The organism is Methanosarcina soligelidi (assembly GCF_000744315.1).
GTDB classification, from domain to species: Archaea; Halobacteriota; Methanosarcinia; order Methanosarcinales; family Methanosarcinaceae; genus Methanosarcina; species Methanosarcina mazei.
In genome coordinates this window covers 1,835,601-1,861,600 of record NZ_JQLR01000001.1, presented here as the reverse complement: position 1 = coordinate 1,861,600, position 26,000 = coordinate 1,835,601, and the positions used below count along the sequence as shown (strand labels likewise).

Annotated in this window: 18 protein-coding genes and 3 pseudogenes; 16 read left to right on the top strand and 5 right to left on the bottom strand. The window is 35.8% G+C overall.

Features of this window, described 5'->3' with window-relative positions:
- Window positions 1–36: 36 nt before the first annotated feature.
- Window positions 37–798, bottom strand: a complete 762-nt coding sequence (artC, locus tag M886_RS08155; RefSeq protein ID WP_084685058.1) for an archaeosortase C — start codon at window positions 796–798, stop codon at window positions 37–39.
- A gap of 285 nt (window positions 799–1,083) precedes the next feature.
- Here artC and M886_RS08150 point away from each other — a divergent pair, with 285 nt between their 5' ends.
- The 8 genes from M886_RS08150 to M886_RS08115 all read left to right on the top strand — a co-directional run bounded on the left by M886_RS08150 (window position 1,084) and on the right by M886_RS08115 (window position 10,701).
- Complete coding sequence (locus tag M886_RS08150; protein WP_048051678.1) at window positions 1,084–1,920, top strand: hypothetical protein; 837 nt, start codon at window positions 1,084–1,086, stop codon at window positions 1,918–1,920.
- Window position 1,921: 1 nt separating this feature from the next.
- Entirely contained in the window at window positions 1,922–2,938 is a 1,017-nt protein-coding gene (locus tag M886_RS08145) for a lipid II:glycine glycyltransferase FemX (protein ID WP_048051677.1), read from the top strand.
- 63 nt (window positions 2,939–3,001) lie between these two features.
- Window positions 3,002–3,454 carry an acyltransferase gene (locus M886_RS08140; protein ID WP_235203900.1) on the top strand — a complete coding sequence of 151 codons (453 nt, stop codon included), beginning with the start codon at window positions 3,002–3,004 and terminating at the stop codon, window positions 3,452–3,454.
- Entirely contained in the window at window positions 3,451–4,476 is a 1,026-nt protein-coding gene (locus M886_RS08135; RefSeq protein WP_048051012.1) for a DUF354 domain-containing protein, read from the top strand. The genes M886_RS08140 and M886_RS08135 overlap by 4 nt, the downstream gene beginning before the upstream one ends.
- Window positions 4,477–4,539: 63 nt before the next feature.
- Window positions 4,540–5,433, top strand: a complete 894-nt coding sequence (locus M886_RS08130) for a glycosyltransferase (protein ID WP_048051011.1) — start codon at window positions 4,540–4,542, stop codon at window positions 5,431–5,433.
- Complete coding sequence (locus M886_RS08125; protein WP_053228876.1) at window positions 5,405–7,015, top strand: hypothetical protein; 1,611 nt, start codon at window positions 5,405–5,407, stop codon at window positions 7,013–7,015. Before M886_RS08130 ends, M886_RS08125 begins: the two co-directional genes overlap by 29 nt.
- Window positions 7,016–7,565: 550 nt before the next feature.
- Window positions 7,566–8,681: a glycosyltransferase family 4 protein gene (locus M886_RS08120; protein ID WP_048051010.1), complete on the top strand. Its 1,116-nt coding sequence runs from the start codon at window positions 7,566–7,568 to the stop codon at window positions 8,679–8,681.
- A gap of 574 nt (window positions 8,682–9,255) precedes the next feature.
- Window positions 9,256–10,701 (top strand): flippase, encoded by a 1,446-nt coding sequence (locus M886_RS08115; RefSeq protein WP_048051009.1) that lies wholly within the window; start codon window positions 9,256–9,258, stop codon window positions 10,699–10,701.
- A gap of 36 nt (window positions 10,702–10,737) precedes the next feature.
- On the opposite strand, the pseudogene M886_RS17755 reads toward M886_RS08115, so the two are convergent.
- Window positions 10,738–10,917, bottom strand: a pseudogene (locus M886_RS17755) (IS481 family transposase); the annotation flags it as partial.
- Window positions 10,918–11,139: 222 nt separating this feature from the next.
- On the opposite strand from M886_RS17755, the gene M886_RS08110 reads away from it, so the two are divergent.
- From M886_RS08110 to M886_RS19575, 4 genes and pseudogenes are all read left to right on the top strand, one after another.
- Window positions 11,140–12,570: an IS1634 family transposase gene (locus M886_RS08110; RefSeq protein ID WP_048051008.1), complete on the top strand. Its 1,431-nt coding sequence runs from the start codon at window positions 11,140–11,142 to the stop codon at window positions 12,568–12,570.
- A gap of 181 nt (window positions 12,571–12,751) precedes the next feature.
- Window positions 12,752–13,525 carry a DUF1670 domain-containing protein gene (locus tag M886_RS08105; protein WP_230628066.1) on the top strand — a complete coding sequence of 258 codons (774 nt, stop codon included), beginning with the start codon at window positions 12,752–12,754 and terminating at the stop codon, window positions 13,523–13,525.
- On the top strand, window positions 13,522–14,310 hold the full coding sequence (locus M886_RS08100) for a DUF1670 domain-containing protein (RefSeq protein ID WP_011032664.1): 789 nt from the start codon (window positions 13,522–13,524) through the stop codon (window positions 14,308–14,310). The genes M886_RS08105 and M886_RS08100 overlap by 4 nt, the downstream gene beginning before the upstream one ends.
- 62 nt (window positions 14,311–14,372) lie before the next feature.
- A pseudogene (locus M886_RS19575) lies at window positions 14,373–14,738 on the top strand (ISH3 family transposase); the annotation flags it as partial.
- Window positions 14,739–14,834: 96 nt separating this feature from the next.
- On the opposite strand, the pseudogene M886_RS17750 reads toward M886_RS19575, so the two are convergent.
- Window positions 14,835–15,049: pseudogene (locus M886_RS17750) on the bottom strand (ATP-binding protein); the annotation flags it as partial.
- Between the two features lie 972 nt (window positions 15,050–16,021).
- Here M886_RS17750 and M886_RS17745 point away from each other — a divergent pair.
- Window positions 16,022–19,741 (top strand): right-handed parallel beta-helix repeat-containing protein, encoded by a 3,720-nt coding sequence (locus M886_RS17745; RefSeq protein WP_084685057.1) that lies wholly within the window; start codon window positions 16,022–16,024, stop codon window positions 19,739–19,741.
- Window positions 19,742–19,933: 192 nt separating this feature from the next.
- Entirely contained in the window at window positions 19,934–20,497 is a 564-nt protein-coding gene (locus M886_RS08090) for a cohesin domain-containing protein (RefSeq protein ID WP_048051007.1), read from the top strand.
- 102 nt (window positions 20,498–20,599) lie between these two features.
- Here the strand turns inward: M886_RS08090 and M886_RS08085 are convergent, their stop codons facing one another.
- Window positions 20,600–21,577 (bottom strand): MraY family glycosyltransferase, encoded by a 978-nt coding sequence (locus tag M886_RS08085; RefSeq protein WP_048051006.1) that lies wholly within the window; start codon window positions 21,575–21,577, stop codon window positions 20,600–20,602.
- Between the two features lie 598 nt (window positions 21,578–22,175).
- On the opposite strand from M886_RS08085, the gene M886_RS08080 reads away from it, so the two are divergent.
- Entirely contained in the window at window positions 22,176–22,691 is a 516-nt protein-coding gene (locus tag M886_RS08080) for a VanZ family protein (protein ID WP_048042037.1), read from the top strand.
- Window positions 22,692–22,722: 31 nt separating this feature from the next.
- Here the strand turns inward: M886_RS08080 and M886_RS08075 are convergent, their stop codons facing one another.
- A complete protein-coding gene (locus M886_RS08075; RefSeq protein WP_048042034.1) occupies window positions 22,723–23,610 on the bottom strand; it encodes a DUF1616 domain-containing protein in 888 nt (295 codons plus the stop codon).
- Between the two features lie 836 nt (window positions 23,611–24,446).
- On the opposite strand from M886_RS08075, the gene M886_RS08070 reads away from it, so the two are divergent.
- Window positions 24,447–25,976 carry a glycosyltransferase family 2 protein gene (locus M886_RS08070; RefSeq protein WP_048042101.1) on the top strand — a complete coding sequence of 510 codons (1,530 nt, stop codon included), beginning with the start codon at window positions 24,447–24,449 and terminating at the stop codon, window positions 25,974–25,976.
- The last annotated feature ends 24 nt before the right edge of the window (window positions 25,977–26,000 follow it).

Sequence of the window (26,000 nt, the reverse complement as noted above, 5' to 3'; positions counted from 1 at the left end):
ATTGGGACAAAAAAGAAGGGAAAAATAAAGTATCAATTAGTGGATGCTGTCAAACTTAGGATAGTAATAAGCAGTTAAATAAAGGACAATTACCCTGAATAAATTTGAGATGTAAGCGACTGCCACACAGAATCCGAGCATCATAAAGGTTCTGTTAAAATCCATTTTTTCAATTCGGCTGTATCCAAAAACGATTCCGATCAGAAGGAACATAGAATACAGGCCTGAGCAGGGTCCCCCGATAACTATAACCATTTCCTCCACGCCGCTGATTCTGACAGTTTCCGTAGTGATTACCTCAAGAGGAATTCCTATTAAGCCGATAATCTTTACAGTCGGAAGAAGTATCATGTAATGATCAAACTTGTGCAGGAAATCAATGTTAAGGAAAGCAAACATAGTATAGAAAATAAGATATAGAGCAACAAAAACAGATGAAATGTATAGCCCGAACCTGGAAATGCGCTCAACCTGAGGGTTTTGAAGCTGCGTTCCGATTAAAGATATTCCAAAGAATAATGTCATAAAGTCCAGAGTCCCAAGTTCCCCACCTTCTTTGATGTTGTAATAAAGATCGGCTAAAACGATGAAAATGCCTATAACAAAATAAGTTTTCGATTTTTTTAACAGGCCTGAATCGCCCAGATGGTTGAAATTTATTCTTGTTAGCAAAAGTATAGAGGCTAGAAACAGGACAACTCCAACTGTAGTAGACCCTTCACTGACCTCAACTGCCATTCCTGTAAACAAGGCCAGAACCAATAAAATTAAAACCAAGTTTTTGTTTTCATCTTCCATCGTACCCGCCCTTCACATAAGTACATAATTAAGCAATTCGTTTAAAAATATTTCTAAAATTAATTGGTATCTCTAAGAGAACTTATTGTATAAAGTACAGAATAGTAAGAAATATATATAAAAGCATAACATTTTAAGCTGAAAAGAAGTAAATCAGAAAGAAAGCCTTCTAAATGATCATCTGGAATCGCAAAAAACGTGGAAATCAAAAAATCGATTTACATTTGTGGATCCTTAATCTTAAGTAACTTAAAGATGGAAAGATTCAAAGTTCAGGTTAAAAACATGGTGCCAACAGTGAGAGATTTTACCTTAACAAAGTATGAAAATTTGTTGCAGGCAATTAAAAAAACAAACTATTCTACCTGCACAGTACACGATTTTCTTAAAAACGAACCCGAAAACTGCATAATCCTCAGGCACGACGTGGACCGTGCAGTTAACAGGAACCTCGCTATGGCAAAACTTGAGCACAGATACGGAATAAAATCGACATATTATTTCCGCCATATCGAAGAGACATTTAAACCCGAGATCATACGCCAGATGGCAAGAATGGGCCACGAGATCGGCTTTCATTATGAGGTTATGGATAAAGCAAACGGGGATATGGACAGGGCAATTGAAATCTTTAAAAAAGAACTTGAAGACCTCAGAAAAGCTGCTGAAAAAGTTACCGAAATAAACACGGTATGCATGCACGGAAACCCTCTCAAGCCGTGGTCAAACCGGGACCTGTGGAAGAAATATGATTTTAGGGATTTCGGGCTTATCGGGGAACCATACCTCTCAATTGACTACAATAAAGTCTTTTACCTTACAGATACCGGGAGGACCTGGGCTGATTTGAAGATCAGAGTCAAGGATACGATTGATAACCCCGGAGCAAATGAAAAATCGGACCTGAGGTCAATTTCTTCTACTGATGATGTAATCCACCTGATTCAAACCGAAAAAATTTCTCAGATCTGCCTGCTCGTACACCCAAACAGATGGTGCGAAGACCTTGCCGGCTGGACAAAAGAACTGCTGTTCCAGAACGTGAAGAATGTCGGGAAGGCAGGGATTGTGTGGTACAGGAGCAGGACCCGAAAAAAAGATACTGTAAATGCGGGGCTTTAAAGTGATTGAAGTTACAGAGTCAATTGACCGGGAGAAATGGGAGAATTTTGTTTCCAGCCACCCGGAAGGGAATATTTTCCAGACCTGTGCAATGGCAGATGTATACAGGTCAACAAAAAATTATGAACCACTCTCGCTTGCTGCAGTTGAACAGGGAACCGGAGAGATACTTGCAGTCCTGCAGGCAGTTATTATAAAAGATGCCCCTGGCCTGGTTGGCTCAATGTCTTCAAGATCAATTATCAACGGTGGTCCCCTTTTTGTTGAAGACAAAAGAGGGTTTGAAGCCCTTGAAAAATTACTCAATTACTATGAGAAGTTTCTGAACAATAGAGCAATCTACACTCAGGTCCGCAACCTGTGGGACACCGAAAACTCGAAAAAAAACCTGAACTCCCTGGGATACGAGTACGAACCTCACCTGAATTACCTGATAAACCTCGACCGCCCTGAAAAAGAAATCTGGGGAGATATCCACAAACCCCGCAGGAAAGGAATAAATAGAGCCGAAAAAGTCGGAATTGAGGTTAGAAAAATCAAAAATCGGGACGAGATAAAAGACTGCTATAAAATAATTGAGGAAACCTACAAAAACGTAAGGCTCCCACTTGCAGATATCTCTCTCCTCGAAAGCGCATATGACCGGCTTTCAGATTCCGGAAATATCGATTTCTACCTCGCAATCCTTGAAGGTGAAGTTGTCGGCTCAAGAGTAGTCCTGAAATATAAGGGTCTGGTGCACGACTGGTATGCAGGCTCGAAACAGGAAATAAATTATGTAAACGAAGCAGTTGTCTGGCACATGCTCTCGGAATATGCAGGTAAAGAAAAAGTGTTTGATTTCGGAGGAGCCGGACATCCGGACAAGCCATATGGGGTAAGGGAGTTTAAGAAGAGGTTTGGTGGAGAAGAAGTGAATTTTGGAAGATATGAAAAAATCCATGACCGTAGTAAGAAAGAGCTTTTGAATCTGGGATTTAAGGCTTATAAGAAATTGAATCTTGCAAGAGTGCTGTGAAAATCGACATAGTAAGGTTTGCAACTTGTCTAATAATAGGAAGCAAAGTACTTTGAGGCAGATATGAAAAATCTAAGAATATTTAAAAAAAAGATGCTGAAGTATTTTGCTAAAAATCTGCCCTGTTGCAGCCTCCGGATATTTATGTATAGAAATTGCGGATATAAGATTGGAAGGCACACATATATAGCAGAAGGTTTGACAGTTGCCGAGAAATTAGAAGATAAAGATAACCTGATCATTGGGAATCGTGTAGCAATTGGGCCAAATGTTACTCTGCTCACATCTTCAGACCCAAATAATTCTCGTATAAGACCTTACGTAAAAATTCAGAGAGGCCGGATTTTAATAGAAGATGACGCGTGGCTTGGCGCTGGGTCCATAATTATGCCTGATATTACAATTGGTAGAGGAGCTGTAGTCGGAGCCGGATCGGTCGTCACAAAGAATGTAGATCCCTATCATATCGTTGCAGGGGTGCCTGCTAAAATAATAAAAAAGGTTGAGATGCCGTGAATATACTATTTGATATCGGACACCCAAAAGACGTAAATGTCTTTAAAAACGTGATCTGGAAACTTCAAGAGAGGGGTCACGAAATCAAGATAGTGGCAAGAGCCAAAGAGAATACAAAAAGAGTGCTCGAAGAATATGGATTTGAGTATGAGGTTTGCAGATACTATAAGCAAATGGCAGGCAAAGCCTTTGGCATTATTACAAATGATATACATCTTTATAATATCTCTAAAAAATTCCAGCCAGATATCTTTGTTAGTCCAGGATCTCCTTATTCGGCTCATGTAAGTCGGTTACTTGGAAAACCACATATTGCTTTTTCTGATACTGAAATTGCCGGGCTTGTAATAAAATTGACATTTCCTTTTACGGATAAAATATACACTTCATCCAGCTTCTATCTAGACCTTGGGCCCAAACAGGTGAGGTTCAATGGATACTATGAACTTGCATATCTGCACCCGAGATATTTTACACCAAAAATGGATGTACTTAAAAAATATAATCTGGATGAAGGCTATATTATACTTCGCTTATCTGCACTTGCATCCCACCACGACATAGGAGCCAGAGGATTTACTTTCAGTGCTGAAGAAGAGCTAATCGACTTTATTCGGGAACTTGAAAAATATGGCCGGGTGATTATCTCTTCAGAGACAAAACAATGGAAAACCATCTCTGATTATGAGCTTATATTTAAGCCAGGCGACCTTCATGATTTACTTTACTATTCAAAAATTTGCATTGGAGAAGGTGCAACAATGGCTTCGGAAGCAGCCATACTTGGAGTCCCGGCGATATACGTTTCAAATACCCATAGAGGGTATCTCGATGAGTTGGAGACCTACGGATTAGCATTTACTATCCAGAATAGAGAAGAAGCCCTTGAAAAGGCGAAATCGCTTCTATCAGACAATTTTCTGCTAAAGAATTCTAAAGAGAAAAGAGAGAAGCTATTAAGAGAAAAAATAGATGTTGTGGAATTTATGGTCAATGAGATCGAATCTTCATATAAACTATAAATAGTAAATAATGATTCAATTTCAACAGATTTTTATTAGTTGGAATGAAATAGGGGGAAATAGATGGCCGTAGAACCTTGTTATATTTTGATGACTCCATGCAAAAATGAAGAAAGAACTCTCCCGGAGCTTGCAGAATCCATAATTAACCAGACGATAACTCCAAACCTCTGGCTCATTGTAAACGATAACAGCACTGATAATTCTGTTGAAATTTTAAGGGATCTTGAAACAAAACATAACTGGATTCATATATTTACATCAGAAGGAACTAAACGAGATCTTAGCTTCCATTATGCAAAAGTAGTAAGAGATGGATTATCTTTATGTCTGGACATAAGTTCTGCTGAAAAAATTCCCTTTGAATATATCGGCCTTATTGATGGTGATATGGTTTTAGAAAAAAACTTTTTCGAAAAGATTATGGATAGATTTGAACAAGATTCCCATCTGGGTGTTGCCAGCGGGAGCACAGCATACTTTGAAGCAAATAACCTCGTTACCGAGAAAGGCAGAGATAACCTTCCAATCGGAGGCCTGAGGGTCTGGAGGCGGGAATGTTTTATAGAAACAGGAGGCTTCCCCATAAGCTATTCACCAGATTCCGTATCAAACGTCCTTGCCGTTTTACGTGGCTGGAACACAAAAAAGTTTGAAGATATTGTCGGAATCCAAACACGCAGAACCGGCAGTGCTGAAGGTTTATGGATAGGATACAGGACTAAAGGGGAATCCGATTATTACAGGGACTATCACCCATTATATGCCATATTTAAATTTGTAAAATATAGCTTAACAAACCCTTTCTATATAGGAATTGCGTATATAGCAGGATATATAAATGGAGTCGTAAAAATCCGAAAGAAAATAGAAATCCCGGAAGTCAGGCAGTACTATCGAAAAAAACATCTTGAGATTGGGAGATATTATGCAAGAAAATTTAAGCTCAAACTCTGATGTTCAGTACAATCCGAGCAGAAGAACCAAGATTTTACTAACGGGATTATTGGTAATATTGAACATCGTAATGAGAATTCCCAGCATACCTCATGAGAAAGGTTATGATTCCTTCTTTATACACTCACTTGCAAACTCCGTTTCAAATTTTGGGGTTGCACAGTGGTGGATTAACTGGATGTCTGTCTTCGGGCTGTATCCTTATTCTTATGCCAGCGCAGTTCCATTTACACTTTCAGGCATGTCACAATTGACAGGCATAAGGATGGAAATAGTAATATTACTGTTTTGTATAATTCTGGGTCTGTTTAGTATATTTGCATCTTATTCATTAGCAATAGTCCTCTATGATAATTTCCTTCATCGATTCCTATTTGCAGCCATATTTTCTTTATCTGCTGGTACTTTAAACCTTACAACCTGGGAAATTACCACACGTGCCCAAATGTTAGTGTTTTTTCTGTTTTTATTATATTTTCTATTTCAGATAATAAAATTCAAAATTAAATTTCTGTTTCTTTTCATTATGACAATATTCTTTTTATTTGCAAATCATCACTATGTATATCTAGGGTTGTTTTATTCGTTTCTAATAATTGTTTCCGCGTTAATTTACAAATTTCATAAAAGAACTCAAATTTCGAGATATATTCGAGGAACCAATTTGGAGAACCTTAACTCAAATTATATATATATTGCAACATATTTTCTTCTTGTAATTTTTATGTTATTATTTGGGACTAAATTGGGTTTAATAACTTCAGAGTCAAGATATACATGGATAAAGAATATTGCAATAATTACAGGAAGAAATGCAGGATTAGTCTTGCCGTTTGCAGTAAGCGGTTTTACATATATCTCTCTTAAAAAATGTAAGTCAATGGAAGAGTGGATACTTTTAATTTGCTTACTGCCTACATTGATATTTTCATTAGATCAAACATACGGTTACATTACAACGTATATTTTCATTACGCTATTAGGATCTGTGGGACTTTACAACTTAAGTAAAAATTATAAATTTAATAGCAAAATTGTAGTTATTACCGTAATAATCTTCTTAATATTAAATGTAGCTTTTTCAACATTTTTTGCCCATTATCGTCTAGGTATAGGCAGGGGTTATTCTGAATGGTATATGAAAGAAGAGACATATAAAACAGGAGAATGGATAGCAGAGAGTATAGAGTGGGACAAAAAAGCGGTATCAAACAGTTTGGAATGTAATCGATTATTTGCATCTTATGGGGGACAGCCAGCAATATATTTGGATGATATAAATAACTATGTTAATGGATTCATAGTTTTGAATGAAGACTACATAACAAAGAATTCGATATTCTCCAAGGAATTTTATATAGATAATCCTTATATTTTAAAAAGTGGGACGACTACATCAGGATTGTATAATTGGACATCTCAATATCCAATTACTAACAAAAAAACTCAGACATTTATAACTGAAAACAATATTTCATATTTTTTTGAAGACATACATGAAACTAATGCATTATTCATGTCAGTATCCCAAAATAAAAGTTCAATATATAAGAGTGGAAGAATGAGAATATGGATCAATTAAATTTACTGATTCAAGAATGAATGTAAAATATTTATCCAAATGAATGATAATTGCTAAGAAAGAAGATTAATTTTTAAATACATAGCAATAACATAAAAGAACTCAGATCAAACTATAAAGATATAAAATTATTAATTCATTTCTTGACTTATATGTATTCAAAAACCATTAAAACTCAATACAAATAATAGGATTACAGAGTAAATCAAGTTTCTTTAGAAAATATTGAAGTTATAATGTATCATTAAAATGTGACAGTTTTTCTTTGGCAGTCCTCAAACTTTAGCATACGAGAATTGCCCTGTATACATATTAAAATAAAATGCTTGTGATTTTTTAGTCCAATATGATTTTATAGTAAACATATTTAACCAAACGTTTCGAATTTAGTGAATTCATTAAATTATATAAATGCAATTACAGATGTTGTAATTTCAAAAAATCATTAAAAGTTCATACGTGGGGTTATGTCAAATGAATACATAAAATCACATATTGAGATTAATAATAAGCGACTTTGACGTGTCTAATTAGATTTGTTGGTGGAATTATGAAATTAGTTGTTGTCCATCCTGCACATATGGATTATAGAGCCGAACTTTTCAAAAGACTAAATCAAAATTATGATACAACCTTTCTATTTACAAAACAAGGAAGGGGCCAAGATAATGTAAATGAAAAACAACAGAAAATACCAGAAGAATGGAATAGTAAGGTTCTAAAAAGTGATTTTGAGATTGGTCAGAGAGATATTGGTATGTACTTGAGATTAGTAAGAGAGCTTTTATATGGGAAATATGACGTTATTCTAACTTCTACAAGTTGGTATATTTGCTGGACAATAGCAAAAATACGTCGAAAAAAATTTGTTTTTATGACTGAATTTTGGTATTGGGAAGATACATCTTTCACCAGGCAATATCTAAATAAATTTACTAGACATATATCAAAAAATTCAAATTCAATTTTTGCAATGGGAACAAACGCATATAACTATTATACAAATATTGGTGTAGATAAAGATAAAGTTTTTATGCATCCACAATGTGCTGTTGATTATAGCAAACAGTCTGTCTTCGATTTACGGTCTAAATTAAAACTAAACAATAAACAAGTAATCTTATATTTAGGGAGGATTATTGAGAGAAAAGGGTTGAGATGGCTGTTAGAAGTGTTTAAAAAAATTGACGAAGAAAATGAAAATGCTTTTTTGCTCATAGCTGGAGATGGACCAGATAAGAGTGTATGTGAAAAAATCGCCAGTGATCTAAAGATAAATAATATATTATTTACAGGGCAAATAGAAGAAAACGAAAAGGCATCTTATTATAATGTATGTGACGTTTTTGTTATGCCATCTATATTTCTTGAACACTCATATGAACCATGGGGTTTGGTTATAAATGAGGCGATGGCCTTTAGTAAGCCTATTATTGCTACAAATGCCGTTGGAGCTAGTGCCGACATGATCATAAATAGTTATAATGGGTACATTGTTGAAGAAAAAAATAAAGATGAACTATACGAATTTATGAAAAAGATATTGTCCAATCCAGAAAAAATGAAAACTATGGGTGAGAATTCGAGAAAAGTTTTTGAGAAAAAAAATGACTACAGCGCTTTTGCTGAAACACTTATCAAATCCATAGAATATGCATGTGATTAATTGGAATTATAATTGTTGGAATTATATTAGTTTACCTTGTAACAAGCTGATTGGATATTGAAATAAACTGAAAATTCTATATCTTAATTTTCTAGTAGATGGAATTTTCCATAAGACCAATTTAAAAGATCACAAGTCATTACAAAATATAGCCATGCTGTAACTCTGTGACTCTATAAATCAAATTGCGGGCGGCCACCCCACCCTAAAGATGGGGTATGCTTCGGGCCGCCCGCCCGATTACTTGGAGACAGATGATTAAGTACCCTTTAACAAGGTTTCCTTAACATAAGTGATTGAAATTTTGGCCTTGGTTTTCTGCCGATTACTATCTCTATACAAGGAAACTATGGTCTAGATATTTAAAGAGAAATACGAAGAGGCGAGGGTTCACTTCATCCCCTACCTAAAGAAAGGGGTATTCGTGACCCTCTGCGCTCCCGTAGTAATAAAATTTAAGAGACAAATTGAGTGAAGAAATAGAGAATAAATAGTAAAAAAGTATGAATGGAGATATATTTTATGGAAGATAGTTGAATTACTCTCTTTCTTTATAGTTTTTTGAGAGATTATTATGTCTACAGCTAAGAAGATTGCGAAAAACTTAGGTTCTCTACTTATCAGTAGAGTATTGACTAAAACAATTAGCTTCTTTATATTTTTATATATCGCACGTTATCTTGGTCCAAGTGATTTTGGGAAATACTCTTTTGCTTTTGCATATACATATTTTTTTAGTTTCATCCCAGATTTGGGAATACATCAAATATTGGTGCGTGAGGCAGCAAAAGATGAAAGAATAATGGATAAGCTCATAGGAAATGCCACAATAGTTAAATCAGTTTTATCAATACTTGCCTTTTTATTATGTTGTCTAGCTATAAGCATTACAAACTATTCCACCTCCACAAAAAACGCCGTATATATCGCAGCTCTTGGGTTATTAGCAATAAGTCTTAGTGGATTTAGTGTAGTATATGAAGTAAAATTAAGAATGGACTATTCTATACTATTTAGTATAACTAGCAGAGTATTTTTCCTTGTATCAGTTTTATATCTAATTCGGTTTAATCCAGATTTAAACGTATTTATAAGCGTAGCTGTAATAGCAGATATTATATATTATATTTTGATGACTGTATTTTCTAAACGTTTCGTAACACCTAACTTTAAAATAGAATATAATTTAGTAAAAAAAATTGTATTAGAAGCATTACCTGTAGCAGTCTCTACCGCATTCATTATGATATATTTTAGGATAGATATGGTCATGCTTTCATTTTTAACAAATGATACTGAAGTAGGACTTTATAGTGCTGCCTATCGCTTGACTGAGGCTTTAACTTTTATTCCTTCTATTCTTATGGTTTCTATATATCCAATTATGTCAAAATATTTTAAAGACGGAAACAAAGCTTTCGGATATATTTATACAAAATCGTTCAAAATACTGTTTGCATTAGGTTTATTAATCGGAACTAATATCACTTTTTTATCTGAGAAAATAATATTAGAGATATATGGATCAGAGTACTATGGTTCAGTTATCGCATTACAAGTACTGATATGGGCTACCTCGGTCATGTTCGTAAATCAACTTCTGAGCTCTACATACATCGCAAGTGGGAACCAAAAAATTATGGCAAAGATATCTTTCATCGCAGCTATATTAAATATAGGACTCAACCTACTTTTAATTCCATCTTACAGTTATATAGGAGCTAGCATTGCAACGTTTTTTACTGAATTCATTGTAATGATTTATGGAATATATTGGATTAATAAAAATATTATTCGTATTGGCTTATTTAAAGAAATTATCCATCCTTCAATTAGTGTCTGCATAGTATCTGCTTTCATAATAATTTCGAAAAATTATGTGGATATTATTCCTTTAACCTTGGTATCAGTGTTAACTTTCATTGGAATACTCTACATTACAGGATGGATAAATTCAGAAGATATAATGTTACTTAAAAAGGTTATTCCAAAAAAAATGAGGTATTTTGTCCTGAAATAATTTCTCTTTGAAACTTTTTTCCATTTGCCCATCTTTTCACCACCCAAACGATCTCATTCCTATTCTGAATTTTGCCCCAAATGCTAATCCATTCCAGAATTCATCCTATGGAGATAACTGTTCAAGTTTCAAAGCTCCATAAGGCTTCTTGTTATACCACAATAAGAATTCTTCGAATGATTCAAGCTCTCCTCTAAACCTTTGATATGTATCGAATCATTTCTCTATCCTACTTCCCGCAGATGTACAAAAATACCATTTATTTCCCCAATAAGGCAATAGACTAAAATTTAATCTATATTGAATGAGAGAATAGTGACAAATTCAGTACTTCGCTAATTTTTATTTCCTCATAACGGGGGCTTTTCGACACCTTTATATCCTGACTTTGACAGTTATATAAAAATAAGTGCTCTCTGTTTTGTGTTATTCGGTACAATGAACATCACAAAACAGAGAGCCTTCCCTACAATACCTAACAAGAATATATGTGTTCCTATCGGATCGATTCTTGCCGTTCAACTCTTTTATGAAAAGCTTAATTTCTGTGATATTTTTAGTAAACATAAAAGCAAAGGTCTTGATCTCAATAGTTTAATAATCGGTTTGTTAAGCTACAAATTAACTGAGAATTTCAGTATCAAAGAAGCTGGCAAATGGTTAAATCAGAAAGAGATTCTCGATATCTTAAATCTTGAACAGTTTCATGAAAGAGTTCTTTACAGAACTCTTGAACTTTTAGGACGTAACAGAGAGGAAATTCTCTCTGATATTCTGGATTCTCTGTTTTCTGTATACGATTTTGAAGAGACAGATATAAACCTGGATTGGACGAGTATAGTTCTTTTCGGAACTAAATCCAAACTTGGTAAATACGGGTATAGCAGAGATTACAGACCTGATAAGCTACAGATAACCGTTGGAATTAGTGAATTAGCTAACCCCATTAACATTCCCATTGGAGTTACAGTGAATCGAGGAAACGTTCTTGATCTGGAGCATTTCTCTGACACATATAACCAGGTAAAAAATAGACTTAAGAAAGGTTCTCTTATTATTTTTGATAAAGGAGCCAATACCACTGATAATCTCAAGAGTATACAGGATGCTGAGATGGAATATCTCACTGCCATGAAACTGAATACAAGTGACGATAAAATAATAGAGAACTTTTATCTGGAAAAAGCAGAATTGATAGATTCCGAAAAAGGTATATATGGGATAAAAATCGTCAAGCCTAGCAGCATTAAATACTTCTATTTCTCTGAATCTTTACAGAAAAGACAGTTAGAAGCAAAAGCAAGAGCTGTTATGAAGAAATTAAAGGAAGCAAAAGAGATTCAGAAGGCTGTAGTAAACAAGAAAAAGCTTCCTAAGAAATTCAGAATAAATAATGAGTTGATTGAGATTGATTACTCTTTTAAAACTAAGCTCGAAGAGCTTAGTGATGAGGAAGCTATAGAACTCCTGAAAGCTTCACTGATTAACGGAAGAGAAGGATTTTTTTGTCTGAAATCGAACAGGAATTTGACACTTGAGAATGCATTGATAACATACAGAAAAAAGGATTCTATTGAGAAAATATTCCATTCGTTGAAAAATGAAATCCAGATTAAGCCGTTAAGGGTATGGTCGGAGGATAGCATTTATGGAGCTATTATCCTTGGATTTATCGCTCAATTATTCATATCGCTGATGCGACATGAATTTGAGGAGATAAAACACACGTCTACAAAATTCATTAAAAAAAGCTTGAAGAATTTGACACTTACAATCAAGTTCAAGATAAATGGTGTCAAAAACTATATTTTTGCGAATTTTGATCGGATCAATAGCTTGATAGTAGCAAAAAGGAATGGAATTACATAGAATATGTAATAAATTTATATAAAATTTAAATAATTGTCAAGTCTACCTGAGACAAAAAAGAAGGGAAAAATAAAGTATCAATTAGTGGTAACTGTCAAACTCCTATTGGTTCATATGACACCACGACCTAAGTTTACAATTGGCGGTTCATATGAACGATATATATATTCTAAAGAGTGGGATGACAAAGGAACAAATGTTTCGTCTTCGTTTAATTAGCGGATTCAATTTTGCTCCGATAATTGCAGACGCAATAGTTGATCTGAGTAAAGATTTCTTTCAAAGCGATAATTCTGAGGTTTGCTGTGGCCAAATTCTTTATCTTGCTATATCTGATGAAGAAGGTCCTGGCAAACCGATTCTTGATTCAAAGCATGTAGAGGTTATCCTGACATTAGACCTTCCTGAGGATATGGATGTCTATGAAAAATTTGGTTTATCAGCATACAGACAACATATATTGCTAAGGATTACTCAAGAAGCCAGAGACCAGAATGCTCTTTTAACGATAAAAGATCTTGTAAAACTCCTCAAAAGCAGTTACAGCACTATAAAAAGAGACCTAAAGTACTTCAGAGAAAAAGGGCTTTATGTACCCCTAAGAGGTATCGTAAAAGACATTGGTCCTTCATCACATAAATCAAAAATTGTAGAGTTATATCTGAAAGGATACACAACTACTGAGATTCAGAGATCAACTAGACATTCGTTACAAAGCATAGAACGTTACATCAAAGACTTTTCTCGTGTCTCTATTCTCACACAGAAAGGTGAGTCAATAGACAATATCAGATTAATTGTTGGAATCTCAGAACGTTTGGTAAAAGAGTACCAAGAACTTTTCATAAAATACAAGGATGGGGACAATAAACAAAGAGTAGAAGAGCTAATAGATAATATAACTGTTTATGATTCACCAATGAGTTTCAAAAAAAATTCGGGGATGAGAATGTGAAAGAGGACTGGTATAGAAAAATGTATGGCCCTTCGGCATCAAAAACCTATGAAACAAGTTTGTTCAACCTCATAACATCAGAGTTTGGATACATTGGTGGTCCTGATGTTGTCAAATTGTTCACTAAAAAGATTGTTGAGTTGAATAATCAATATTACCTGAGGGAGGAGTTTGTTCGACCAGGTCAAATGAGATGGCTTGTGTTAAAAGCAGGCCAGAAATATTCCAAGAGTAAAAAGTTGAGTGAGATGCAGCTTATTCCCGTTACATTAACCTTAATAAATCCTGAAGATATTGAGGACAGAATCACGAAGGTAAAGAAAAACGAATTGATAGAAAAACTAATAGTTAGATTATGCAATGAAACCAAAGAGCAGGGAGGTGTGCTTACAGAAACGGATATTGCAATATTGTTCAGGTTGTCTTGTACCATGATTTCCAATCACGTGACAAGTTATGAGAAAAGGACAAAAAAGGTAATTCCAAGAGCAGGTACCGAAATGGACATGGGAAAATCCTTAACTCATAAAAGATTAGCATTCCATAATTACAAGAAAAAGATTCCTACTTCAGAAAATGCACGTTTAATAGATCATACTCCAGAGTCAGTAGATCGATACATCAAAGATGGAACACGTATAGAAAAGCTCTATGCAGCTGGATACGATGAGTGGAACATGGCATTTTTTACAGGACTTCCCATATATGTAGTTCAAGAATATGTAGAGATAATAAAGTCATACGAAAAAGAAAAAAATGATAAAAAGGATATTGAAAATCAATAACAAATGGATGAAAGGGTCATATGAACCTATCTTAGGTTATATGTGATAAAAAATGCCTTTTTATGCCTTTTTTCACAAATAATCCCGGAAATAGCTTTAAAATCGAGTTAAAATCAAAATACTGTATTGATTATGTATTAGAACCTCTTACATCTCATGTAACCATTAAAATAAATGGTTCACTTACAAGTGAAGACATTATTTGTACTGTTGTGAGTTTGGCAGTCGATAAGAATTCAGTTCATTCTGTCTCAAAACAGTACTCTGCTGTTACTTGTGAAACATCTTTACGTTACCAACTTAAGAAACTAAACATGAACGAATTGATCCTATGCAATGAAAAGATTCTTCTTCAAAATCCCTTAAAAACTCTCAAAGCAGGTAAAAGTTATGAATTTGCCATTGATTTAACCAACGATCCGTATTACTGTCAAGGCCGGTTTACTTTTCCCCACTTTGGTCGGTTTAAATGTCCCCATCTTTTGATATAAAGTTTACTCAATTTTTCATAAACTCGTTAGAAATTACTGGAAAATATTTCCTGTTTTTATTCCCTGTTTCTTCCTTTCTTTCAGCCTGTAACTTTCCCCTTTAATATTAATTGTGGTACAATGATGGAGTATTCTATCAAGTACAGAAGTCGCTATTACATGATCCTTAAATATCTCTCCATTCTCTATAGGACTTATGATGTAGAGATTGTCGGGTTCTTTTCATAACGTCTTGAGATTAGCTGAAAGGAGCTGGCAATGTCTCGAATTTGCCGTAAATTCAAAGTCAATTTTTTGGATACTGCATGTGAAACTAATCTACTGATATCGGATTTTTGACTCAAAAACTTCTTAAAGTTTGTAATTTTACAGAAAAATTGGTATACTGCCCGTAAAATGTTATTATTCTACTTTTTGGATAGGCTCTTATAATGGATTTAAGTTAGAATTTTAAACTTATCATATAACTGAAGAGTAGTTCTAAATTGAGAAATTAGTCAAATAAGGGTTAAGTTACAAAAATTATTAATACTGTTTTAAAGAATTATTAAAATGGGGAAAGAAACATGATGCTAACTGTCTTGTCGTGAATAGGAAAATACCATAAAAGATTAAAATAACTGTAGATAAAAGTTTATCGAGAAACTAATGAGGGTATTTGTACTCCTTAAAATTGAATTCATAAATTCCTAGATTATCTCTAAAGTATTGAAAAGAAACTAAAAGGGCCATTTCAAATTTTTATTACATAAAATCTTAGAAAGATCACAATAAAGTTTCTAGTTTTCGGCAAAATGATTCTAACGATAGTGCAAATTATTCAAAGAAAAACTAGCAATAGTTTCTAGATCTCATAATTACAGATCATCAGATAAGCGGCACTGAATTTTATTCTATTATATTTTATTCGATTCAGTAAAAAAGCCCGATAGAAGTCCCGATAGCTGGATTAAGAAATGGAAAAACCTGCAGGAGTAATTATGATAAGAACTCTAGAATACACATGTTACCCACAATAATGGACATCAAATGCATTAAAAATTGTATAAAATATGCAAATTAAATGGAGACTATTTTTCAATTCCAAAATAGATTCATAACCCTAGAATTTTGAAATAAATATCAAGATCGATAACCCTTCATAAATAAGGAGTTACTTTAGAACTTATATACTGATACTGTAAGTGCCAATTTGAAGATAAACGTAAGGGAGTGGTTGAATGAACAAAAGAGCTTTTATTGTTACGCTATTTTTGATTTACTTAAGTATTCCACTTGTGTCAGGTGTCACGGAAGGAAAACTACTAAATATATTTTTTGATGAGAACAAGGAAATTATTGCAAATGATCCTTTAAGTGACGACTACAATGCTACCTTGAGTATTAATAGAATGCTATCAGATGAGGATAAGAGAATAATAGCATCTGATGGATTACTTGCATCTAATAACAGATATTATGTTTCACCTCAAGGTAACGATACTAATGATGGAAAATCTATTGAACACGCCTTCAGAACAATAAAATACGCTGCTTCTGTTGCCCAAGCGGGCGATACTGTTGAGGTATTAAACGGAAAATATAGCGAACAAAATATTGTCGTAAACCATCAAGGAATAGAGAATTACCCGATAGTTTTTCATAAATATAACGGATCAATAACATTAGATGGAAGAAATGGAGGTATGTATTCTTTTTACTTAAAAGAAAATCAATGGATAACAATTGATGGTTTTGATATAATTGGATATTCTACCGGGATAAACGTATATAATTCTGAGAATATAAAAATTGTAAATTTTACTTGTACAGAGGAGGATTATGGAATAAAAGTTTCTGGTTCGAAGTATATAGAAATAAGAAATGGATCATGTAGAAATATTAATGCCACAGGAATAGATATTACTTCCTCTGAGAATTTTAAGATTATGGAATCTACACTTGATAACCAAAATTATGGATTCGTGGCACGCCTTTCAAAGAACATTAACGTATCAAATATTTCTTGTGATAAGCTTTGGACAGGAATTGATTTAATCTCCTCAGATAATGTTTTAGTTAAAAATTTTACAATAACAAATACAAGCTGCGATGGTATAAAGATTGAAACAGGGTGCGATTATATTGATATAAATAACGGAACAATTCATGATACTTATGAACATGGAATTGTTATAAGAGCAAATAATTCACATGTCAACATGAGTCACATAGATATTAAAGATAATGGACACAATCAGATAGATATTATTACCGATTTTGAGGAAGGACTTATCGAAAATTGTAACTTTTCATACACACCAGGAAAAAAATGTGGTTTAACAGGATTAGACACTGTTAGTGTTTACATACACAACTATAATGTTAATGATGTGACCGTAAAAAACAGTACATTCTCAAATACACCTCGCCCTTTTGAGATATACAATGCACATAATATTACAATCTCAAATAACTATCTTTCTGGATACTCTAAGCGTGTACTTTTACTTGGTGGTATAAAAGTAAATAACGACACATTACAAAGAGGGCCACGAGGTTGTTTTGATATTTTGATAAAGGATAACATATTTAAGGACTCTGAGTTCATAGTTGTTTATTATACACATGGAAAAGAAAGTGATTATCCAGAGGGAAAACACGCGTACTTTCAAAACATTACATTCATAAATAACTCGTATACTAATATTACAAATGAGTACATGTCTGCCGATATATATACTAACTTAAAAGACATCTATGCAATAGATGAAAAAATTAATACTTCAAGCAATAAATCTATGCTATATGGAGCATTTGATAATGTAGAAAATTCACGACTAATAAACACTAACATTTTAGACATTTATTCAACTAAGAAGTCATTTCCAGAATACTCTAACAGTTACTATCTTGATATGGTTGTAAAAGATAGGTATGGTAATCTGATTCCAGAATCCTGTATAGAATTAGTTTCATGTAACGATAAACTTATTTCTACAAATGGGTGGGGAGACAAAAAAATTGAATTTTATACAGGGCTTAATGGTAGAACCTCATTTCCATCGGAGAATAGAGAAGAATCTCCTACTCTATCTGAGTACTTTAAAAATACTTTAGAATTTTATGAGAATACATCATATACAGCAGAAATTACATCCCCTAGTTATAAGAATTTGAATATAAACATTACACCCGATCGTTCATGGTACCGTCCAGACCCGAACATTCCAACCTATACAATCACAGCAATAATTCCAGACAATTCAACTGGTCCACATATAACCGGTTTTGCACCAGCTAAGGAAAACCCGTTCAACCCCGGAGAGAAGAAAAACTTCAGGATCTGGACTGATGAACCTCTAACCAGTATGGAATGGCGTGTTAATGGATCATCTGTTCTCAAAGGATCCCTTAATTATACATGGACTGTAACAGACAGGAATACTACAATTGAATTCATAGGGTCCAATTCCAATGGTACTGTCAACCATATCTGGCCGCTGGGTGAAAGTCCCGATGAACCTTCAGTCCCGGATGATAACCCAGCTCAGGAAATTCAATTCTCACCCTCGGACTCGGAGATTACCCTGAACGTAAGCGAAAAAACTCTTTTCAGCGTCAGCCCGGATATTTTCACAACAAAAGAATGGTACATTAATGGATATCCGATCCAGAACAACACAACTTCCATGATCAGGTGCTGGAGCACAGCAGGCACTCGTGATGTAACATTCAAAGGGGCCGGAAGCGAGGAACCTGTATCACATACCTGGACTGTGAACGTGGTCGAAGAAAAGAAAAACGATGAAGAAAGTACCGAATCAATAATCGCAATAACTCCTGAATACCAGATCGTTACACCGAAACAATCCTTTGGTCTGGATATAACTGTTGATCCCTCAACACCAATTACAGGCACGCAGCTTGACTTCACATTCAACAGCTCAATGGCGTCAGCTAATAGTGTAATCGAAGGAGATATCTTCAAACAGAAGGGAGCATCTACTTTTTTCAACGAGGGAGATATTAACAGCAGTGAAGGGATAATCAAGCATATTTACGGCCTCATAATAGGCACGTCAAACGTATCTTCACCCGGAACTTTTGCAACTGTCAACCTGACTGCAGGAAACAGGACAGGAATGGCAGAATTCAGCCTATCGAACGTGCTCATCAGCGACATAAATTCAAAATCCGTTCCTTATACTGTTACAAATGCGACCGTGCTGATAGACACTGCTCCAGCAATAGACCCTATCTGCTGCCCGAAATCGGTTGATGAGAAGAGTAACCTGGCTTTCAAAATAAGCGCTAAAGACGCAGACGGAGACAGGCTCACCCTTTCAGCATCAGGGCTTCCTGAAGGTTCAAGCTTCAACAGAACATCCGGAGCATTTGCCTGGACGCCGGCTGTAGGGCAGGCTGGAGTTTACACGATCACCTTCAAGGTAAGTGATGGGTACCTCACAGATTTTGAGAATGTCACTGTGACAGTAAACAAACTGAATAATCCTCCAGTCATTAATTTCTTCGAACCCATTAACGGCTCGTCCTTCAGCGAAGGGGAAAGGATCGGGATTTCAGTAAACGCAACCGATGCGGAAAAACAGGCACTGAACTACTCTATCAAGATCGATGGCGTAATGTACAGCTCTGATCTTGCTTATGTCTGGGAAACAGACTATTCCAGCAGTGGAAACCACACTATAGAAGTATCGGTAAGCGACGGCATTGATGAAGCCAAAATGCAGCACAGCATTTACATAAGTGAGTGTCACCCGCGCTACGACGTAAATGAAGACGGCGTGGTAAATATTCTGGACATAACAAACGTGAGCAGAGAATACGAAACAACCGTTAGCAAGCCATACCCACGCTACGACACAAATCAGGATGGAGAGATAAACATACTGGACCTCACTCTGGTAGGACACCATTTCGGGGAAAAAGTAGAATGAAACAGATAGGCACGGGCGTAATAACCTGTGCTTATCCGCTATTTTGCATTTCGATGGAAAACTGGGAGGGGAAACCATCGACCCGGATACTTGACAAAAATATTAAGTTGTAAATCATGAATCAACCTGATTAAAAAAGGATTAAAAAATCAAATCGTAACCTTTTAGAAAAACAAAATGGGAGTGGGATAAATGAAGAAAAGTATAGCCAGTAAAAGTATAGTCAGTCTAATTGCACTAATAGCAATTCTTGCCTTCTTGAGTTCAACTGCAGCAGCTGCATCAAAAGTAACACTTCAGCCGTCATCTAAAAGTGTCTATGCAGGGGAGAATATCACATTGAATGTCGTCGTAACTCCGGATACTCAGATCTCAGGCATACAGTTCGACCTTGAATATGACGGTTCATTATTCCAGATAGCAGGTGTGACTGAAGGCAACCTGTTCAGCCAGAGCGGTCAGAAAACACTTTTCAGCCCCGGACAGATCGAAAACGGAAAGCTCAGTAATGTTTACGGCTGTATCCTTGGGAGTTCAAGTGTTTCAACTCCCGAGACTTTTGCAACCGTAACCCTGAAAGCAAACACCGGGGTGCAGGGCACTTCTCAGTTTTATCTGAGAAATGTAACTATAAGCAGCTCTGCATCAAAGCCTGTGGATGTAAGGCTGGTAAATACAGGTATTACAATCTCGGAGTCGGAGGCGAAAAAATCAAGAGGACTGCTGGGGAAACTGATTGAAAGCATTCTGGGTTGAAGCTGAAGATCTAATTCTTCAGATTTTCAAATTTTCACTTTTGAAATGCCCTGTTTTTTCTAGAATTTTAAAATTTTAAGACGCTCTAATTTTTTTAACCATTTACACTCTTCCCGGAAGTAAAATTCCCATAATACAGAAAACAGAAGTCAGCAAAAACATTGCATAAGTTGCCTGCTTTTCAGTTACCCTGTAGTAGTAAGGCAGGACCCATTTAAGAGTAAGAGGGTTTGGGACTTCCAGGGTGCCGTCTTCCCTGACTTTTCCGAACTTGACATGCGGGTATTTTTTAATTTTCCAGTAAACATACATAAGGAAATTAACCGTATGTGGGATCAGCATAATAAAACCGCTTATGATGAAGCCCTGGATAACAATAATAGTCCCGATTGCTGCTCCTACGGTAAGTGACCCGACATTTCCCCAGAAAATCCTTGCTGGGTACTGTTCGTAAAGATAAAAACCAATTGTAGCTCCTGTAATGGCAACAACGGATATTATATTCTCAACGTCACTAATCAAAACCGACTTTATGATCAGCGAAACAAGGACAAGTATAGCCAGTCCTGAAGAAAGCCCGTTAAACCCGGAGTGCATATTAACAAGGTTTGATGCGACCAGTACATAGGTAGGGACTATGAACTGGAGGTAAAGGATTCCAAGTTCCAGGTCTCCAATACTGGGAAGGGTGACCGCAGTATGAGTCGCGTACTGGATAAGCGGATAAGAACAGTAATACATAATCAGCAGCTTTGAAGATCTGCCGATGTTGATCATATCATCAAGGACGCCAAACAGCCCGAAAAGTGCAATAACAATCATCACAACATAGTTTGTGGACGTGAACTTAAAAAAAAGAGAGTTCATGGAAAGGGAAAGCATTGCAATCAGCAAAATTGCAGTCCCTCCGCGGTCAGCTACCATTGGGAAGTCTCTTTTATAGACGTCCTTTGCCAGAATATTATTCTCGCTCAATTTCCTTATAAAGTACGGCATTGAGACTGCAGTTACTACTAACGGGACAAGGAAATTGCTCGTAAGCATAACGTTTTGAAAGGATGAAACTGAAATTGGAATCATTTTTAATGGCCCTCACCGCAACTTCTCGCACTTGCTTCTGATGCGAAAACGAAATTTTGTTTAGCCCTGGCATCTTAAGCTCGATCGTAGATATACTTATCGAAAAATATTTATCATAAATATTTTCTGGCTCTGTTGACGGACAACAATAGTATTTCAGGCCCCCTTCAAAGGGTTTGATGCCAGACAACCTCTTTTAAATCTATCTTTTCACCAGTCTACTGCATCTCAAAATTTACGCCGTAATTTTACATTGAGTTAAAATAAATGATAAAGTATAAATGGCAAAGTTTCAGAGTCAGCCATAACTTTCAGGAAGTTAGCCTGGAATACTGAAAATACGAAAATATTTCAGGTAAAAATCCGGAGCCAAAATTGCATTCCTGTATAGGGTTAAGAATATAGGGTTAAGAATAACCGATTGAGCTGCTATAAAGAAAGCAGGCCTGAAATGGGTCTGAAAATTTAATAATCTGGAAAACATAAGCCCGCAGAATAACCAGAACCATGTTTTTAATTTTACTTCAGGTTGTATATTAAAAAGAAGAGTTAAAACAAATAATTTAAATCCCGTACTGACATAAGCTCTAAAGATAAAATGCTAAAATCTGGAAAATTCCGTTTTTTCGTATTAATTACCATACTGTATGCAATCATGGTTTTCTACCTGTCAGTCAGTGCCGGAGTAGGTGATATCAAGCACTTTCTGAAAATGGACCTGGGTTACCCGGTTAAAAACGTTCTCCTTGCCAACGACCTGTCCCTCATAGTGAACTTCTTCATTGATTCCCTTCACATGGTCCAGGAAGCATCAATAGACCCCGGGCATGTAGCCATTTATTTCGGGCTTGGAATTTTGCTGTATTTCCTGTTCCTAAGTTCGAAAAACCCTTTAGTCGTAAGGTATTCGGCAATCCTTGCAGTATGCATAGGGACTGCCTACGGGGTCCTGAACGAAGTATTCCAGGCCTTCCTGCCTTACAGGGTCGCAAGCATGGCAGATGCATTCTCAAATCTGGTAGGTCTCGTGCTTGCACAGGTCTTTGTAATTCTATTTGCACTTGCTTTAAAGGCAATTTTTAGGGTTAGAAAAAAAGGATGGACGAGCCGGTAGATTAAAATGGCCGGTAGAAATTCCCGGTTTTTCACTCAACCTCTGATACATTAATCCAGAGGTGAAGATCCCTGTAAGGCATTTCTTTATTTGTCTCGTTGAAGAGCAGGAACTCAAGTTTCATATCCTTTCCCCCGAAAGGAGGAGTGAGAGTTAGAGGTTCTTCCCAGGTCTCGTTATGGGCAAGTGTGACCTGCTGCATGTCCTCTGGCAGGGGTAGAGACCTGTTTTCAAGCCTTACTTCCATTGTATAGTTTACAGGTCTGTACTCATGGTTTACGACTCCGACAATTACTATCCCGTTCTCTCCGAGCACGTAACGGGTTGGATAATTGTCAGCTATCCCTTCAGGCCCGAGGAGATAGAACTCTGTGAAATGTTCTCCTTCTTTCGGAGTTATTACCACATAAACAAGAGTTGTGACAGAAAGGAGGATAGAAAAGACCAGAATAACTGTAAGGACCCTGTCAAGTCCTGGTTCCGGTTTTTCCAGGATTTCGGCTTTAATTCCGAGTGCCATTTCCCTGAAGGGCACTTCAAAAGCATCAGCTTCAGAGAGGCTTGCCCGCCTCAGATATGCAAGCCCGCACATTGCAAATGTGAACACTGAAAGGCTTATAAGGATGGGCAGAAGCCTGATCCCCCAGGGAGTATAGTTAAGCCCGAGACCTATCAGGGGCACGACTGCAATACTCAGTCCGAAGGAAAGTGCTGTTCTTTCGATTCCGTCAAGATCGGACTTTGCAGGAAAGAGCGCAGCAATCAGAGCATACCCTGGAAAAAAAAGCACCATAGGCAGCCCGAGTATTATTCGAATGTAACTTGCGCTGAATGAAGGGACAAGTATGAATATATTGGTGAGTGCTACAAAAATTGCTATAAGTAACAAATCAAAAGAAAATTTTCTATGTCCTGACATAAGTTCTCCAAAAGCATTACTATGTTCTAACGTTGTTTAGAAAACATTCTTGAATATACTTTATAAATATAATAGATTATAATATTCAATTCTATTTCAATATTTTTATAAGTACTTATGAATTTTTATTTTGCCTTTGAACAATCTTGAAAAGACATCGGAAATAATCTACTTTTACAAATAAATGCTAGATTTTCTTTATTTATATTTGTATTTTGATTATAAAATTAACTTTGTTATTATATAATACAAAAAATTTTGCTAGACTTTAACCTTAAGATCCGAATATTATATTTGATAATCTTGACTTTACCCTTCTTTTTGCTATTATATCTAAATGGAGTCTTTCCTTCATTTCTTAGAGTAGTTGCATTTTCAGAATTTCTAAAGCTCCTATTTTTATTTTTAAATTCGATTTCCAGTTAATTCAATGAATAGATGAGATTTGAATACAAAGCAGGGATTATCACATTATGATTAATAATATATTTAGTAGGACATCTCGTTTTTCAAATACATCTTCTATAAATAATGAAGTGCGATGTCTAGATTTAAATCGCTTTAATTGAATTGATATTTATTCTTTATGGAACGAAGTAATATCCAAAGTTATTTATATTTATAAGTTCAATTAGAAAATCTACCTCATAAATGAGGAAGAGTTAAGAAGATATTAAAAGATATTGCTATTTTTTTAGCAAGTGAATCTTTATTAAAATATTGAAAGTAGGTTTACTATAATTTAGGTACAGTTATTTCGAATTTATTTTCTTGGGTTGAATTTTCCAATTAAGACATAACTTAAGTGAAGCGTAGTTCGGTGTGGGTGAATCGATATGAATAAGGAGGTTTTACCGGAAGTTACAGTTATTCTTCCCGCTTTTAATCGAGAAATGGAGATAGGAACAGTCGTGCTGATCGCTAAGCGTTATGTAGACCGGATCATCGTTGTAAACAACGGCAGTTCAGATCAGTGTGCGGAAGTAGCTGAAGTTGCGGGGGCCGAAGTAATCCGGGATGCAGGAACAAGTAAAAATTTATCGTTGAAAAGAGGGATTGAGACTGCAGAAGGTGCCGATATCCTGGTCACGATGGATATGGATGTTTGTAGAGACCCAAGATTAATTCCAAAAATGATCAAACCCATTAGCGAAGGGAACTTTGACCTGGTTGTAGGAACATGCATTGGAATGCGCCGGAAAAGCTCCGAAAATGCTATTTTAATCAATAATAAAAAGACAGAAGAAAAACCAGTTGGATTTCTGGTATTCTCAAAAGCCTGTCTCAAAGAACTTGATCTTTCTGAGATTTATCTGAACTCCATTCGTTCTATTATGTCCATGTGCGAAAGAAAAAAAATCAAGGCCTATCACATAGACCTTCAGGAAGAGCACGAAAAAACTCTTTTTAAAGCCTACAGAATCGGAGTTGTGGTTCCCGCATATAATGAGGAAATTTTGATCCAGGAAACTATTGACGGGATCCCCGAATATGTGGATAGAATCTATGCGATAAATGATGGCAGTTCTGACCGTACAGGAGAAATCATCGATCGGATGACCGACCCGAGAATAGTACCAATACATCACAAAGTCAATAAAGGTGTCGGGGCAGCCATAATAAATGGATACAAACATGCTTTATCCGATGAAATGGATCTTGTTGCGGTTATGGCCGGAGATAACCAGATGGACCCTGCTCAACTACCTCGTCTTCTCTTTCCTATTATTGAAGGAAAAGCTGATTACACCAAGGGAAACCGTCTTCTTTCAAAGGAAATGAGAAAAGGTATGAGTACATGGCGAGCTTTCGGCAATGGTCTTCTGACCTTGATTACAAAAATAGGGAGTGGGTACTGGCAAATTACAGATCCTCAGAATGGCTACACTGTGATATCACGAGAAGCACTTGAAGCGCTTGACCTGGATTCAGTCTACACTTATTATGGCTACTGCAATGATCTCCTTATAAAACTTAACGCTCTTAGCTTTCAGGCAGTGGATGTGTCGATGCCAGCACGTTATGGCAGGGAAACATCCACTATCAGATATGGAGCATATATAAGAAAAGTTGCTCCCATGATTTTCAGAGGCTTTTTATGGAGGCTGAAAATGAAATATATAATTCTCGACTTCCACCCTCTTGTCCTGTTTTATATTGCGAGCATGGTGCTGGTTCCGACGGGATTTTTATTCGGGATATGGATCGTTCTGCAAAAGTTAGTCTTACGGAATCCTGTTTCGACAAATTACCCGCTTCTTAATGTATTTATCTCACTCATGGGTATGCAGTTACTTCTCTTTGCTATGTTCTTTGATATGCAGGTGAATAAAAAGACAGGTCTTAATCATGTCGATTTTGCATGATTAATGAATTAATAATTACTAAAA